The sequence below is a fragment of the Micromonospora sp. L32 genome (genome assembly GCF_052068055.1).
Classification (GTDB): domain Bacteria; phylum Actinomycetota; class Actinomycetes; order Mycobacteriales; family Micromonosporaceae; genus Micromonospora; species Micromonospora purpureochromogenes.
In genome coordinates this window covers 176,750-192,688 of the sequence record NZ_JBQHDD010000007.1, presented here as the reverse complement: position 1 = coordinate 192,688, position 15,939 = coordinate 176,750, and the positions used below count along the sequence as shown (strand labels likewise).

The 15,939-nt window shown below is 76.3% G+C and carries 1 protein-coding gene; it reads right to left on the bottom strand.

Translation table 11 applies throughout. From position 1 onward, the window contains the following. Entirely contained in the window at nt 1-15,897 is a 15,897-nt protein-coding gene (locus tag ACTMTB_RS20510) for an SDR family NAD(P)-dependent oxidoreductase (RefSeq protein WP_441148125.1), read from the bottom strand. Between the last annotated feature and the right edge of the window lie 42 nt (nt 15,898-15,939).

Sequence of the window (15,939 nt, the reverse complement as noted above, 5' to 3'; positions counted from 1 at the left end):
TCATCGAGGGTCTCCCGTCATGAGGTCGTCGAGGTCCTGGTCGCCCAGCGCCATGCTGATCAGGTCGTCGGCGTCCATCTCGTCGATCGAGCGGCCGGCCTCGTCGTCCGCCGTGGCCGTGTCCGGCGTGGGGGCGAGCCCACCGAGTTCGAGCAGCCGGTCCAGCAGTCCGGCCTCCCGCAGCCGGCTGAGCGGGATGCCCTGGAGGACCTCCCGCACCCTGTCCTCGGGCAGCCCGTCGGCCGGCGCCGGGGCCAGCGCGGTGGCCAGTTCGGCGGCGAGGACCCGCGCGTTGGGGTGGTCGAAGACCAGGGTCGCGGGCAGGCGCAGGCCGGTGGCGGTGTTGAGCTGGTTGCGGAACTCCACCGCGCTCAGCGAGTCGAAGCCGAGTTCCTGGAAGGCCCGGTCCGGGTCGACGTCCTGCGGGCCGGCGTGCCCGAGGATCGCCGCCGCCTGGGTGAGCACGACGTCGAGCAGCGCGGCGTCGCGCTCGTCGGCCGGCAGCGCGGCGAGCCGCCGGGTCAGCGCCGCGGTGTCCGGTCCGGCCCCGCCACCGGCGCGCGCCGGTCGCCGCACCAGGCCGCGGAAGAGCGGCGGCAGGTCGGGTACGCCGGCCAGCGCCGCCAGGTCCAGCGCCACCGGTACGACCACCGCCGCGTCGGTGGCGGCGGCCGCGTCCAGCAGTGCGAGCCCTTCGGCGGGCGCGAGCGGGCGGACGCCGGTCCGCTCGACGCGGGCGCGGTCGCCGGCGGTGAGGTCGGCGGCCATTCCCGCGTCGCCGGCCCAGGCTCCCCAGGCGAGCGACTGGGCGGGCCGGCCGGCGGCCCGGCGGTGGGCGGCGAGCGCGTCCAGGCAGGCGTTGGCGGCGGCGTAGCTGCCCTGGCCCGGGTTGCCGACCACACCGGCGGCGGAGGAGAAGAGCACGAACGCGGTGAGCGGCAGGTCGGCGGTCAGCTCGTGCAGGTGCAGCGCCGCGTCCACCTTGGGGCGGAACACGACGTCGACGCGGTCCGGGGTGAGCGACCCGATCACCCCGTCGTCGAGCACACCGGCGGAGTGCACGACCCCGGTGAGCGGGTGCGCCGGGTCGAGCCCGGCCAGCAGGGCCGCCACGGCGTCCCGGTCGCCCATGTCGCAGGCGGCGAGCCGGACGTCCGCGCCGAGCGCGGTCAGCTCGGCGACGAGGTCGTCCGCCCCGGCCGCCGCGGCGCCCCGCCGGCTGGTGAGCAGCAGCCGGCGTACGCCGTGCGTGGTGACCAGGTGCCGGGCGACGAGCCGGCCGAGCAGGCCGGTCGCGCCGGTGACCAGCACCGTCCCCTCGGCGCCGAACACGCTGGCCGGCGGGGCCTCCGGGGTGGCCGCGAGCCGGGCGAGCCGGGCGACGTGGGCGACGCCGGCGCGGACGGCGACCTGCGGTTCCCCCGTGGCGACGGCCAGGGCGAGCGTCGCCGGGTCGTCCGGGTCGTCGAGGTCGGCCAGGACGATCCGGTCGGGCTGCTCCGACTGCGCGGAACGGACCAGCCCCCAGACGGCGGCACCGGCCAGGTCGGCGGCCTCCTCGTCGGCCACCGCGACCGCCCCCCGGGTGATCACCACCAGGCTGGACCGCGCGTACCGGTCGTCGGCGAGCCAGGTCTGGACCCGCTCCAGGGCCCGGTGGGTCGCCCGGTGCACGGCGGCGGCGTCCCGGCCGGGCTCCGACCGCAGCACCACCACCTCGGGTACGTCGTCGCGGACGTCCTCCCACGCCGCCCAACGCACCGGGGGTGCGGTCACCGGCGCGGCGGGCTGCCAGGTCAGCCGGTACAGCGGTTCCTGGCGGCCGGCGGCGAGCTGGGCGGCGGAGAGTTCCCGCAGGGTGAGCGACTCCACCGAGGCGACCGGCAGGCCGGCGGCGTCGGCGATGTCGAGGCGTACCCCGTCGCCGGCCGGGTTGACCCGGACCCGGACGGTGGTGGCGTCGGGCACCGCAACGGTGACACCGGCGAAGGCGAACGGCAGCCGGACCGGCCCGACCTGGCCGGCGTCGAGGCCGACCGCCTGGAGGCAGGCGTCGAGCAGGGCGGGGTGCATCCGGTACCCGTCGTCGGCGCCGTCCCCGGCTGGCAGGGCCACCTCGGCGTACACCTGCTCGCCGGCGGTCCAGGCGGCGCGCAGCCCCTGGAACGCCGGCCCGTACGCCAGTCCGGCGGCGGCCTGGGCGTCGTACCGCCCGGTGAGGTCGACCGGGACGGCGCCCGGCGGCGGCCACGCGGCCAGGTCGAACGACGGCGGCCGGGTAGCCGGGGCGACGGCGCCGGTGGCGTGCCGGGTCCACGGCTGGTCCGGTCCGCCGTCCCGGGAGTGGACGGTGACCGGCCGGCTGCCCGCCTCGTCGGCCGCGCCGAGCAGCACCTGGACGGTGACCCCGCCGCGTTCCGGTACGACCAGCGGCGCCTCGAGGACCAGTTCGGTGAGTGCGTCGCAGCCGACCTGCCCGCCCGCGCTGAGCGCCAGTTCCACAAGCCCGGTGCCCGGCAGGAGGATCGCGTCGCCCACCACGTGGTCGGCCAGCCAGGGCTGGCTGTGCACGGAGAGCCGTCCGGTGAGGACGGTGCTGTCCGAGCCGGCGAGGGTGACGGCAGCGCCGAGCAGCGGGTGGCGGGCGGCGTCGACCCCGACCGCGCCGAGGTCCCCGTCGGCGGTGCTGGTCCGCTGCCAGTACCGCTGCCGCTGGAACGGGTAGGTGGGCAGGTCGACCGTGCGGGCGGTCTGCGGGAGCAGCGCGGTCCAGTCGACGGTGGTGCCGGTGACGTGCAGCCTGGCCAGGGCGGTCAGGGCCTGCCGGTGTTCGTCGTGTCCCCGCCGCAGGGACGGCACGACGGTGACCTCGTCGGTGAGGATGCCCTCGATGAGCGGGGTGAGCGCGGCGTCCGGACCAAGTTCCAGGAACGTCGTGGCTCCCGCCTGGTGCAGGGTGGTGATGCCGTCGGCGAAGCGGACCGCCTCGCGGACGTGCCGGACCCAGTAGTCGGGGTCGGTCAGCTCGCTGCTGGCCAGGGCGCCGGTCAGGTTGGACACGACCGGGAGTTGCGGCTCGGTGTAGGTGAGGCTCGCCGCGACGGCCCGGAACTCGTCGAGCATCGGGTCCATCAGCCCGCTGTGGAACGCGTGGCTGACCCGCAGCCGGGTGGTCTTGCGACCCTGCGCGCTGAAGTGCTCGGCGACCGTGAGCACGGCAGCTTCGGGGCCGGAGATGACCACCGAACGGGGGCCGTTGACGGCGGCGATGTCCACACCAGCGCCTGCCGCCAGGCCGAGGCCGGTGCCGGTGCCGGTGCCGTTGGCGTCTGAGTCGTTTACGACATCAGCTCCAAAGGACCCGTCCACCACACCCGGACCCGCCAGCGCCGCCCGCACCTCCTCCTCCGACGCCCGCACCGCCACCATCGCCCCACCATCGGGCAACGCCTGCATCAACCGCCCACGAGCCGCCACCAACCTTGCGGCATCCGGCAGCGACAACACCCCGGCCACATGCGCCGCAGCCAACTCACCGATCGAATGCCCCGCCACGAGGTCCGGCCGCACACCCCACGACTCCACCAGCCGGAACAACGCCACCTCGACGGCGAACAACCCCGCCTGTGCATAGCCCGTCCGGCGGATCAGCTCCTCGTCATCACCCCAGACCACCTCACGCAACGGCCGGTCCAGATGCGCGTCCAACTCCGCCACCACCGCGTCGAACGCAGCGGCGAACACCGGGAACACACCGTGCAGCGAACGACCCATGCCCAGCCGCTGGGCGCCCTGACCGGTGAACAGCACCGCCAGCCGACCACCCGGCCGGGCCACGCCGGTGACCAGGCCGGGAGCGCCGGCGCCGGCGGTCAGGGCGGTCAGGCCGGCGGACAGCTCCGCCGGGTCCGCGCCGAGCACCACGGCCCGGTGGCCGAAGAGCGCCCGTCCGGTGGCGAGCGTCCGGCCCGCCGCCGGCACGTCTGCCGGGTCGATCCGGGCGGCGAGGTCGGCCAGCCGTCCGGCCAGGTCGCGTACGGCGGTGTCGGACCGCGCAGACACCAGCCAGGGCACCGGGCCGTCGACCGGTCGGGGCGTGGACGAGTCACCGCTGGCGGGCGGCTCCTCGATGATCACGTGGGCGTTGGTGCCGGAGAGCCCGAAGGAGGAGATGCCGGCCCGGCGCGGATGCCCGTTCGCCGGCCACTCGCGTGCCTCGGTCAGCAGCTCGACCGCGCCGGCGGACCAGTCGACCTGCGGCGAGCGCTCCTCGGCGTGCAGGGTGCGGGGCATCAGCCCGTGCCGCATCGCCAGGATCATCTTCATCACCCCGGCCACCCCGGCGGCGGCCTGGGTGTGGCCGACGTTCGACTTGACCGACCCCAACCAGAGCGGCCGGTCCCCCGGGCGGTCCTGGCCGTAGGTGGCCAGCAGCGCCTGGGCCTCGATCGGGTCGCCGAGGGTGGTGCCGGTGCCGTGCGCCTCGACCACGTCCACCTCGGCGGCCGGCACCCGGGCCGAGGCGAGCGCCGCGCGGATGACCCGTTGCTGGGCGGGGCCGTTCGGCGCGGTCAGGCCGTTCGACGCGCCGTCGGAGTTGATCGCCGAGCCGCGCACCACGGCGAGGACGGGGTGCCCGTGGCGGCGGGCGTCGGAGAGGCGTTCCACCAGCAGCAGGCCGGCGCCCTCGGAGAAGCCGGTGCCGTCGGCGCCCGCGCCGAAGGACTTGCACCGGCCGTCCGGGGAGAGCCCGCGCTGCCGGCTGAACTCGACGAAGGTGTCGGGGGTGGCCATCACGGTCACCCCGCCGGCGAGCGCGAGCGTGCACTCCCCGGACCGCAGGGCCTGGGCGGCCAGGTGCAGCGCCACCAGTGAGGACGAGCAGGCGGTGTCGACGGTGACCGCCGGCCCCTCCAGCCCGAAGGCGTACGCGACGCGACCGGAGGCGATCGAGCCGGTGTTCGTGTTGTCCTGGTAGTCGTGGTACATCACGCCGGCGAAGACGCCGGTGGGGCTGCCCTTCAGCGTGCCCGGGTCGATGCCGGCCCGCTCGAAGGTCTCCCAGGCGCACTCCAGCAGCAACCGCTGCTGCGGGTCCATCGCCACCGCCTCGTTCGGGCTGATGCCGAAGAAGCCGGCGTCGAACTCGGCGGCGTCGGCGAGGAAGCCGCCGGAACGGGAATAGGTTCGCCCCTCCGCGCCGCGCTCCGGGTGGTAGATGCCGTCGACGTCCCAGCCCCGGTCGGCGGGGAACTCGCCGATCGCGTCCACGCCGTCGGCGACCAGCCGCCACAGCTGCTCCGGCGAGCCGACGCCGCCGGGGAAGCGGCAACTCATCGCGACGATGGCGATCGGCTCGTCGGCCGGCCGCGCCACCGGGGCGTCCGTGGTCGGGGCCGCCTCACCGGGGGTGAGCACCTCGTCGAGGTGCGCGGCCACGGCGAGCGCCGTGGGGTGGTCGAAGACCAGGGTGGCCGGCAGCCGCAGCCCGGTGACCGCGGTCAGCCGGTTGCGCAGTTCCACCGCCGAGAGCGAGTCGAAACCGAGGTCCTTGAACGCCTGGTCGGGCTGGACGGCGTCCACCGTGGCGTGGCCGAGCACGGCGGCGATCTCGACGCGTACCAGATCAAGGAGGGCCTCGCGACGCTCGGACCCGGACCGGCCGGCGAGCCGGCGGCGCAGGTCGTCACCGCCAGCCGGCGCGGTCGCGCCGGCTCGCGCGACCGGCCGGGCCGGCGGGACGAGGCCGCGCAGGGCGGCCGGGAGGGGTTGACTGGCGGCGACCGCGCGCAGGGCCGGCAGGTCGAGCCGGACCGGCACCCGCAGCGGCTCGACGGCGTCGAGCGCCGCGGTGAACAGGGCCAGCCCTTCGGTGCGGGTGAGCGGGGGGAAGCCGTTGCGACCCAGCCGGCGCAGCTCGGCGGCGGTCAGCCGCTCGCCCATCCCGTCGGCCGCCCACAGTCCCCAGGCCAGCGAGACGGCCGGCAGCCCGGCGGCGCGGCGGTGCGTGGCCAGGGCGTCGAGGAAAACGTTCGCGGCGGCGTAGCCGCTCTGACCGGGCGCGCCGAGCACCCCGGCCGCCGACGAGAAGAGTACGAACATCCGCAGGTCACGGGTGAGTTCGTGCAGGTGCCAGGCGGCGGTCGCCTTGGGGGCGAGGACGGCGTCGACCCGCTCGGGAGTGAGCGCGGCGAGAACGCCGTCGTCGAGCACGCCGGCGGCGTGCACCACCCCGGTCAGCGGGCGGGCGGCGGGCACGCTGGCCAGCAGCCGGGTCAGCGCGTCCCGGTCGGCCACGTCGCAGGCGGCGACGGTGACGTCGCCACCCAGGTCGGCCAGCTCCGCGACCAGGTCGCGGGCGCCGGGCGCGTCGATGCCGCGCCGGCTGGTCAGCAGCAGGTGCCGGACGCCCAACTCGGTGACGAGGTGCCGGGCGACCAGTGCGCCGAGACCGCCGGTGCCGCCGGTGACCAGGACGGTGCCGTGCTCGTGCGGCGCGGCCGGGGTCGCGGCCTCCGCCGCGCGGACCAGCCGCGGCACCCGGATCTCGCCGCCGCGCAGCGCCGCCTCCGGCTCGCCGCAGGCCAGCGCCGCGGGCAGGCGGCGACCCGATTCGACGGTACGGTCGACGTCCAGCAGCCCGAACCGGCCCGGATGCTCGGCCTCCGCCGCCCGGACCAGGCCCCACAGGGGCGCGGTGACGAGGTCCACCTCACCGTCGGCCACCGGTACGGCCGCCGTGGTGAGCAGCACCAGCCGGGCCGCGCCGAAGCGGGCGTCGGCGATCCAGTCCTGGGTCAGCCGCAACGTCCACGGCACCGCCGCGCGCAGTCGCGCCGGCACGTCGTCGCCGGTGAACGCCGGCACGGTGACCAGCACCCGGTCGGGCAGCGGGGCGCCCCCGTCGACGGCATCGGCGAGCGCGGCGAGGTCGGGGTGGGCCGGCAGCTCCGCCGCGCCCGCCGGTGGCGTACCGACCAGCACGACCGACCCGGTCCCGGCCGGTGGGGCGGGCGTGGTCAGCGGCACCCAGTCGAGCCGGTACATCGCCTCGGGTCGGGTGCCGGGGTCGAGCTGCTCGGCGCTGACCGCGCGGTAGTCCAGCGAGTCGACGGTGAGCACCGGCTGCCCGGCCGCGTCGGCCACCGTGACGGTGGCGCTGCGCGGGCCGCGGCGGGTGATGCGTACCCGCAGCGCGGTCGCACCGGCGGCGTGCAGGGACACCCCGCTCCAGGAGAACGGCAGCAACGCGTCCCCGGTCGGCGGGTCGGCGGCGTCGCGGTCGGCGGCGCCGAGCAGGGCGGCGTGCAGGCCGGCGTCGAGCAGCGCGGGGTGCAGGCCGAAGCGGGCCGCGTCCGGGTGGGCCGGCTCGGGGAGCACGACCTCGGCGTACACCTCGTCGCCGTGCCGCCAGGCCGCCCGCAGGCCCTGGAACGTCGGCCCGTACGCGTAGCCGTCGGCGAGCAGCCGCTGGTAGCCGTCGTCAACGGGCAGCGGGCTCGCTCCGGCCGGCGGCCAGGCGTCCAGCGGCGCGGCCGGTGCGGGTACGGACGCCGATAGCAGCCCGGTGGCGTGCGCCGTCCAGGCGGTGTCCTCAGCGTCGTCGCCGGAGTAGATGGCGACGGTACGGTTGCCCGCCTCGTCCGCCCCTCCGACGACCACCCGCAGCACGACCGCCGCGTGGTCGGGCAGCGGCAGCGGCGCCTGGAGGGTCAGCTCGACCAGGTGGGGGCAACCGGCCCGGTCACCGGCGTGCACGGCCAGGTCGACGAGGGCGGAGCCGGGCAGCAGCACCGTCCCGGCGACGGCGTGGTCGGCGAGCCACGAATGGGTGGCGAGCGAGACCCGTCCGGTCAGCACCACCTCGCCGGAGTCCGGTACGACCAGCTCGGCGCCGAGCAGCGGGTGGCGCAGCGCGGCCAGTCCGGCGGCGACGACCTCGCCGTCGCCCGCCCCGGCCCAGGCGTCGGCCCAGTACTCCCGGGCGTCGGCCCAGTAGCGCTGCCGCTGGAACGGGTAGGTGGGCAGCTCGACGCGGGTACCGGTGAGCAGCGCGGTCCAGTCGACGGTGGTACCGGTGACGTGCAGCCTGGCCAGGGCGGTCAGGGCCTGCCACTGTTCGTCCTGACCCCGCCGCAGGGACGGCACGACGGTGACCTCGTCGGTGAGGATGCCCTCGATCATCGGGGTGAGCGCGGCGTCCGGGCCGAGTTCCAGGAACGTGCTCGCGCCGGCGGCGTGCAGGGCCGTGATGCCATCGGCGAAACGAACCGCTTCACGGACGTGGCGGACCCAGTAGTCCGGGTCGGTCAGCTCGGTGCTCGCCAAGGCGCCGGTCAGGTTCGACACGACCGGGAGTTGCGGCTCGGCGTAGGTCAGTTCCGATGCGACGGCCCGGAACTCGTCGAGCATCGGGGCCATCAGCCCGCTGTGGAACGCGTGACTGACCCGCAGCCGGGTGGTCTTACGACCAAGCGTGGTGAAGTGCTCGGCGACCGTGAGCACGGCGGCCTCGGGGCCGGAGATCACCACGGACCGGGGGCCGTTGACGGCCGCGATGTCCACACCACCAGCGGCCAGGTGACCGCCACCATTGCCGGTGCCCGCACCGCTGCCGGTGCCCGCACCGCTGCCGTTGCCGGTTCCGGCTGAGTCGTTTACGACATCAGCTCCAAAGGAGCCGACCACCACACCCGGACCCGCCAGCGCCGCCCGCACCTCCTCCTCCGACGCCCGCACCGCCACCATCGCCCCACCAGCCGGCAACGCCTGCATCAACCGCCCACGAGCCGCCACCAACCGAGCAGCGTCCGGCAGCGACAACACCCCGGCCACATGCGCCGCGGCCAACTCACCGATCGAATGCCCGGCCACGAAATCAGCCCGCACACCCCACGACTCCACCAGCCGGAACAGGGCGACCTCGACCGCGAACAGACCGGCCTGCGCGTAGCCCGTCCGCCGGATCAGCTCCTCATCGTCACCCCAGATCACCTCACGCAGCGGCCGGTCCAGGTGCGCGTCCAGTTCGGCCACCACCGCGTCGAACGCAGCGGTGAACACCGGGAACACCGCGTACAGCTCACGACCCATGCCCAGGCGCTGCGCGCCCTGACCGGTGAACAGCACCGCCAACCGGCCACCCGATCGGGCCACGCCGGACACGAGCGTCGGGTCGGGCGTGCCGGCCGCGAGGGCGTCGAGGCCGCGCCGCAGCTCGGTCCGGTCGACGCCGAGGACGACGGCCCGCCGTTCCCATCGGGCCCGTCCGGTGGCGAGGGTCCACCCGATGTCGCCGTCGCGCAGGTCGGGGTGCTCGCCCGCGTACGCGGAGAGCCGCCCGGCCTGGGCCCGCAGCGCCGCCTCCGACCGGGCGGACACCAGCCAGGGCACGACCGGGCCGGCGGCGGCCCCGACAGGGCCGGCCGGCGCCGGGGTGTCGTCCGGGGCCTGTTCGATGATGACGTGCGCGTTGGTGCCACTGATGCCGAACGACGACACCCCGGCCCGGCGCGGATGCCCGTTCACCGCCCACTGGCGCGCCTCGGTCAACAGCTCCACCGCACCGGCGGACCAGTCCACCTGCGGCGACGGCGCGTCCACGTGCAGCGTCCGGGGCATCGCCCCGTGCCGCATGGCGAGGACGACCTTCATCACCCCGGCCACCCCGGCCGCCGCCTGGGTGTGGCCCAGGTTCGACTTGACCGAACCCAGCCAGAGGGGCCGGTCGGCGGGGCGCTCCCGGCCGTACGTGGCGAGCAGTGCCTGCGCCTCGATCGGGTCGCCGAGGGTGGTCCCCGTGCCGTGCGCCTCGACCAGGTCGACCTCGGTGGCCGGGACGCCGGCCGAGGCGAGCGCGGCCCGGATCACCCGCTGCTGCGACGGGCCGTTCGGCGCGGTCATGCCGTTCGACGCGCCGTCCTGGTTGACCGCCGAACCGCGCACCACGGCGAGGACCGGGTGACCGTTGCGGCGGGCGTCGGAGAGCCGCTCGACCAGCAGGAACCCGGCGCCCTCGGCGATGCCGGTGCCGGCCGCGGCGGCGGCGAAGGCGCGGCAGCGGCCGTCCGGGGACAGTGCCCGCTGCCGGCTGAACTCGACGAAGATCTCCGGGGTCGCCATCACGCTGACCCCGCCGGCCAGCGCCAGGTCGCACTCCCCCGACCGTAGCGCCTGCGCGGCCAGGTGCAGCGCCACCAGCGACGACGAGCAGGCGGTGTCGATGGTCACCGCCGGCCCCTCCAGGCCGAGCACGTACGCCACCCGGCCGGAGGCGACCGCGCCGGTGCCGCTGTTGGCCGGGTAGTCGTGGTACATCAGGCCGGCGAAGACGCCGGTGGGGCTGCCCTTGAGCGTGCCCGGGTCGATGCCGGCCCGCTCGAAGGTCTCCCAGGCGCACTCCAGCAGCAGCCGCTGCTGCGGGTCCATGCCCAGCGCCTCGTTCGGACTGATCCCGAAGAACGCGGGATCGAAGTCGGCGGCGTCGTGGAGGAAGCCGCCGGAGCGGGTGTAGCTGCTGTTCGGCGTGGTGAAGTCGGGGTCGTGGAGCTGGTCGACGTTCCAGCCCCGGTCGGCGGGGAAGTCGCCGATCGCGTCCACCCCGTCGGCGACCAGCCGCCACAGCTCCTCGGGCGAGCTGACCCCGCCGGGGAAGCGGCAGCTCATGGCGACGATGGCGACCGGCTCGTCGACCGGCTTCGCCGTCGCCACGGCGGACGTCACGGCGGCGGTACCGGAGAGCTCGTCGACCAGGAAGCGGGCCAGCCCGGCCGGTGAGGGGTAGTCGAAGACCGCGGTGACCGGCAGCCGCAGGCCGAGGGTCTGGTTGAGCCGGTTGCGGAACTCGACCGCGGTGAGCGAGTCGAAGCCCAGCTCGCGGAACGCCCGCTCCGGGGCGACGGCGGCGGCGGAGGTGAAGCCGAGCACCAGCGCCACCCGGTCCAGCACCAGGTCGAGCAGCGCCTGCTCACGGTCCGCCTCGGGCAGCCGGAGCAGCCGGTCCACCAGGGAACCGGCGTCGGCGCGTACCCCGGCGGCGCTGCGCCTGGCGACCGGCAGCAGGGTACGGAACAGCGCTGGCACGTCGCCCTGGGCGCGTACGGCGGCGAGATCGAAGCGGACCGGCAGGAGCAGGGCGTCGGGGCGGTCCAGGGCGGCGTCGAGCAGGGTCAGCCCCTCGTCGACGGTGAGGCCGATCATGCCGCTGCGGGAGATGCGCGCCCGGTCGACGCCGCCGAGCCGCCCGGTCATGCCGGTGGCCTGCGCCCAGAACCCCCAGGCCAGGCACTGGCTGGCGAGCCCCTGCGCCCGGCGGTGCGCGGCGAGGCCGGCGAGGAACGCGTTCGCCGCCGCGTAGTTGCCCTGCCCGGGCGCGCCGACCACGCCGGCCGCGGAGCCGAACAGGACGAACGCGCCGAGGTTCGCGTCGCGGGTCAGCTGGTGCAGGTGCAGCGCCGCGTCCACCTTCGGGGCGAGCACGGCGTCGAGCTGTTCGGGGGTGAGCGAGGCGATGGTGCCGTCGTCGAGCACGCCGGCGGTGTGCACCACCGCGGTCAGCGGCCGTCCGGCCGGGACGTCGGCCAGCACGGCGGCGAGGGCGTCGGAGTCGGTGACGTCGCAGGCGACCTGGTCGACCGAGGCGCCGAGGCCGGTCAGCTCGGCGGCCAGGTCGGCCGCGTCGGGGGCGGCCGGTCCGCGCCGGCTGAGCAGCAGCAGGTGGCGTACTCCGTGGGCGAGGACCAGGTGGCGGGCGACGATGGCGGCGAGGGTGCCGCTGGCGCCGGTGACCAGCACGGTGCCGGCCGGGTCGATCCGGCCGGCCGGCGGCTCCTCGCCGGTGGCCGGCGCGCGGACCAGCCGGGTGGCGAGCAGGTCGCCGGCGCGTCGCAGCAGTTGCGGCTCACCGGCGGCGACGAGGGTCGGGGCGAGCGCGACGGCGTCGGTGACGTCGACGTCGGTGTCGGCGAGGACGATCCGGTCCGGGTGCTCCGACTGGGCGGAGCGGACCAGGCCCCAGACGGCGGCGCCGGCCAGGTCGGTGACGTCCTCGCCGTCACGGCCGACCGCGCCGCGGGTGAGCACCAGCAGGGTGGTGGCGGCGTACCGGTCGTCGGCCAGCCAGGTCTGCAGGTCGGCGAGCACGCGGCGGGCGGTGTCGTGCACCGACGCCGCGTCGGCGCCGCCGGTGACCGGCAGCACCACCACGTCGGCGACCTCGCCGGCATCCCACCGTCCGACCTGGACGGGCGCGGGCGGCGGGGTGGGCACGGGCGTCCAGGCGGTGCGGTAGAGCGCCTCGGCGACCGGCCCGGCCGCCGCCGGGGCGAGGTCGGCCGGAAGCGGCCGCAGGACGAGGGAGTCCAGCGAGAGCACCGGCGCGCCGGTGGCGTCGGCAGCCTCGACGGCGACCTCGCCGGCGCGCAGCGGGGTGATCCGCACCCGCAGGCTGGACGCCCCGACCGCGTGCAGGGTGACCCCGGTGAAGGCGAACGGCAGCAGCGCCCGGTCGTCGACGGCGTCGGTGAGGGCGACCGCGTGCAGCGCGGCGTCGAGCAGGGCGGGGTGCAGGTCGGCCCGCTCGGCGTCGGCGGTGGCCTCCTCGGGCAGCTCCACCTCGGCGTACACCTCGGCGCCGGCCCGCCAGGCGGCCCGCAGCCCCTGGAACACCGGCCCGTACGCCAGCCCGGCGTCGGCCAGCTCCGGGTAGAGGGCGGCGACGTCCACGGCGGTGGCGCCGGCCGGCGGCCACTGCCGCAGGTCGTCGGCGGGGCGGGCGGTGGCCGGGGCGAGCTGGCCGGTGGCGTGCCGCTGCCAGGGCGCGTCGGGGGTGGCGTCCTCGGGCCGGGACCAGACGCTGACCGGGCGGGTGCCGCGCTCCCCCGCCGCGCCGACGGCGACCCGCAGTTGCACGCCGGCGCCGTCGGCAAGCACCAGCGGCGCGCCGATGGTCAGCTCGTCGACGGCCGGGCAGCCGACCTCGTCGCCGGCGCGCAGCGCCAGCTCGACCAGGCCGGTGCCGGGGACCAGCACGGTGCCGGCGACGGCGTGGTCGGCCAGCCACGGGTGGGTGCCGGTGGAGATGCGTCCGGTGAGCACCACCCCGTCGTCGGCGGGGGTGGCGACGACCGCGCTGAGCAGCAGGTGGTCGGCGGGGTGCTGGCCGGCGCCGGTGACGTCCCCGGTGCCGGTGGCGGCCGCGTCCAGCCAGTGCCGGCGACGCTGGAACGGGTACGTCGGCAACTCCACCCGCCGCCCCGGCCGCCCCTCGAACAGCGGCAGCCAGTCCACCGCGACGCCGTGGACGTACGCCTCGGCGAGCGAGGCGGCGAGGCGGTCCGGTCCGCCGTCGTCGCGGCGCAGCGTACCGATCACGACGGCCGGGGCGCCGGCGTCGGTGACGGTCTCCTCGATACCGACCTTGAGCGTCGGGTGGGCACTGGGCTCGACGAAGACGGTCAGCCCGTCGGCGAGCATGGCCCGGGTGGCGTCGGCGAAGAGCACGGTCTGCCGCAGGTTGGTGTACCAGTAGCCGCCGTCGAGGGCGGTGGTGTCCAGCAGGGCACCGGTGACCGCCGAGTAGAACGGCACCTCCGCGGTGCGGGGCCGGACCGGGGCGAGCAGCTCGGCGAGCCGGTCCCGGATGCCCTCGACGAAGACGGAGTGCGAGGCGTAGTCCACCGGGATCATCCGGGTGCGGATCTCCTCGGCGGCCAGTTCGGCCTGGAACGCGGTGAGGGCGTCCACCTCGCCGCAGACCACCACCGAGCCGGGGCCGTTGACGGCGGCGAGGGAGAGCCGACCCGCCCAGCCGGCGAGCCGCGCGCGGGCGGCGTCGGCGGGCAGCGAGACCGACATCATCCCGCCCAGGCCGGCCAGCTCGGCGGCGATGACCTGGCTGCGCAGGGCGACCACCCGGGCGCCGTCGTCGAGGGTGAGCGCACCGGCGACGCAGCCGGCGGCGATCTCGCCCTGCGAGTGGCCGACCACGGCGGCCGGTTCGACGCCGTGGCTGCGCCACAGCTCGGCCAGCGAGACCATCACCGACCAGAGCACCGGCTGCACCACGTCGACCGGGTCGAGGGTGGGCGCGCCGGGCGCCCCGCGCAGCACGTCGACCAGGTCCCAGTCGACGAAGGGTGCCAGCGCGCGGGCGCACTCGGCGATCTTCGCGGCGAAGACCGGCGACGAGTCGAGCAGCTCGACCGCCATCCCGGCCCACTGCGAGCCCTGGCCGGGGAAGACGAAGGCCACCCGGGCGTCGGTGCGGGCGGTGCCGCGGACCAGGTTGGCGGCCTCGCGGTCGTCGGCGAGGGCGGCCAGGCCGGCCAGCAGCGCGGCGGTGTCCGTACCGGTGACGACCGCGCGGTGGTCCAGCGCGGAGCGGCCGGTGACCAGGGCGTGCGCGACGTCGGCCGGGTCGGGTCCGGCCGCGCCGGCGGCGAGCCGCGCGGCCTGCGCGCGCAGCGCCTGCGGGTCGCGGGCCGACAGGACCCAGGCGAGGGTACGCCCCGACGGCGCCGGCTCCGGCGTCGTGACCTCGGCCGACTCCTCCTCGGGGGCCTGCTCGATGATGGCGTGCGCGTTGGTGCCGCTGACGCCGAAGGAGGAGACGCCGGCCCGGCGGGGGCGGCCCAGCTCGGGCCAGGGCAGCGCCTCGGCGAGCGGCCGGACGGTCCCCGGTGTCCAGTCCACGTGCGACGACGGGGTGCCGACGTGCAGGCTCTTCGGCAGCAGGCCGTGCCGGATGGCCTGCACCATCTTGATCACACCGCCGACCCCGGCGGCGGCCTGCGCGTGCCCGAAGTTGGACTTCAGCGAGCCGAGCCAGAGCGGCCGGTCCGCCGGCCGGCCCTGTCCGTACGTGGCGAGCAGCGCCTGCGCCTCGATCGGGTCGCCGAGGGTGGTGCCGGTGCCGTGCCCCTCGACCACGTCGACCTCGCCGGGCGGGAGCTGCGCGTTGGCCAGGGCGGCGCGGATGACCCGCTGCTGGGCCGGCCCGCTGGGGGCGGTGAGGCCGTTGGACGCGCCGTCCTGGTTGACCGCGGTGCCGCGCACGACGGCGAGCACCGGGTGGCCGTTGCGGCGGGCGTCGGAGAGCCGTTCGAGCAGCAGCACGCCGGCGCCCTCGGCCCAGCCGGTGCCGTCGGCGTCGTCGGAGTACGCCTTGCAGCGGCCGTCGGGCGCGAGTCCGCGCTGCCGGCTGAACGCCACGAACGGCGCCGGGGTGGACATCACCATCACCCCGCCGGCCAGCGCGAGGGTGCACTCGCGCCGGCGCAGCGCCTGCACGGCCAGGTGCAGCGCGACCAACGACGACGAGCAGGCGGTGTCCACGGTCAGCGTGGGCCCCTCCAGCCCCAGCGTGTACGCGACCCGCCCGGCGATCACCGAGGCCGCCGCCGCCGTGCCCAGGTACGCCTCGGCCGCCTCCGGGGCGGCGTTGAGCAGGTCGCCGTAGTCCTGGTAGCCGGAGCCGGTGAAGACGCCCACCGGCTTGCCCCGGACGGCGTCGGGGGCGATGCCGGCGCGTTCCAGCACCTCCCAGGAGACCTCCAGCATCAGCCGCTGCTGCGGGTCCATCGCCGCGGCCTCGCGCGGCGAGATGCCGAAGAAGGCGGCGTCGAACTCGGCGGCCTCGGCGAGGAAGCCGCCCTCGGCGACGTAGCTGGTGCCGATCCGGTCGGGGTCGTCGGCGAGCAGCCGGGCGAGGTCCCAGCCCCGGTCGGTGGGGAGCGGACCGACCGCGTCCACCCCGCCGGCCACCAGGTTCCACAGCTGCTCCGGGGTCCGCACGTCCCCGGGGTAGCGGCACGCCATCGCCACGATCGCGATCGGGTCGCGCTCGACGCCCTCGACCTCCTGGAGCCGCTGGCGGGTCTGCGTGAGATCCGCCGTCACCCGCTTCAGGTAGTCGAGAAGCTTGCCGTCCTCCGCCATGCC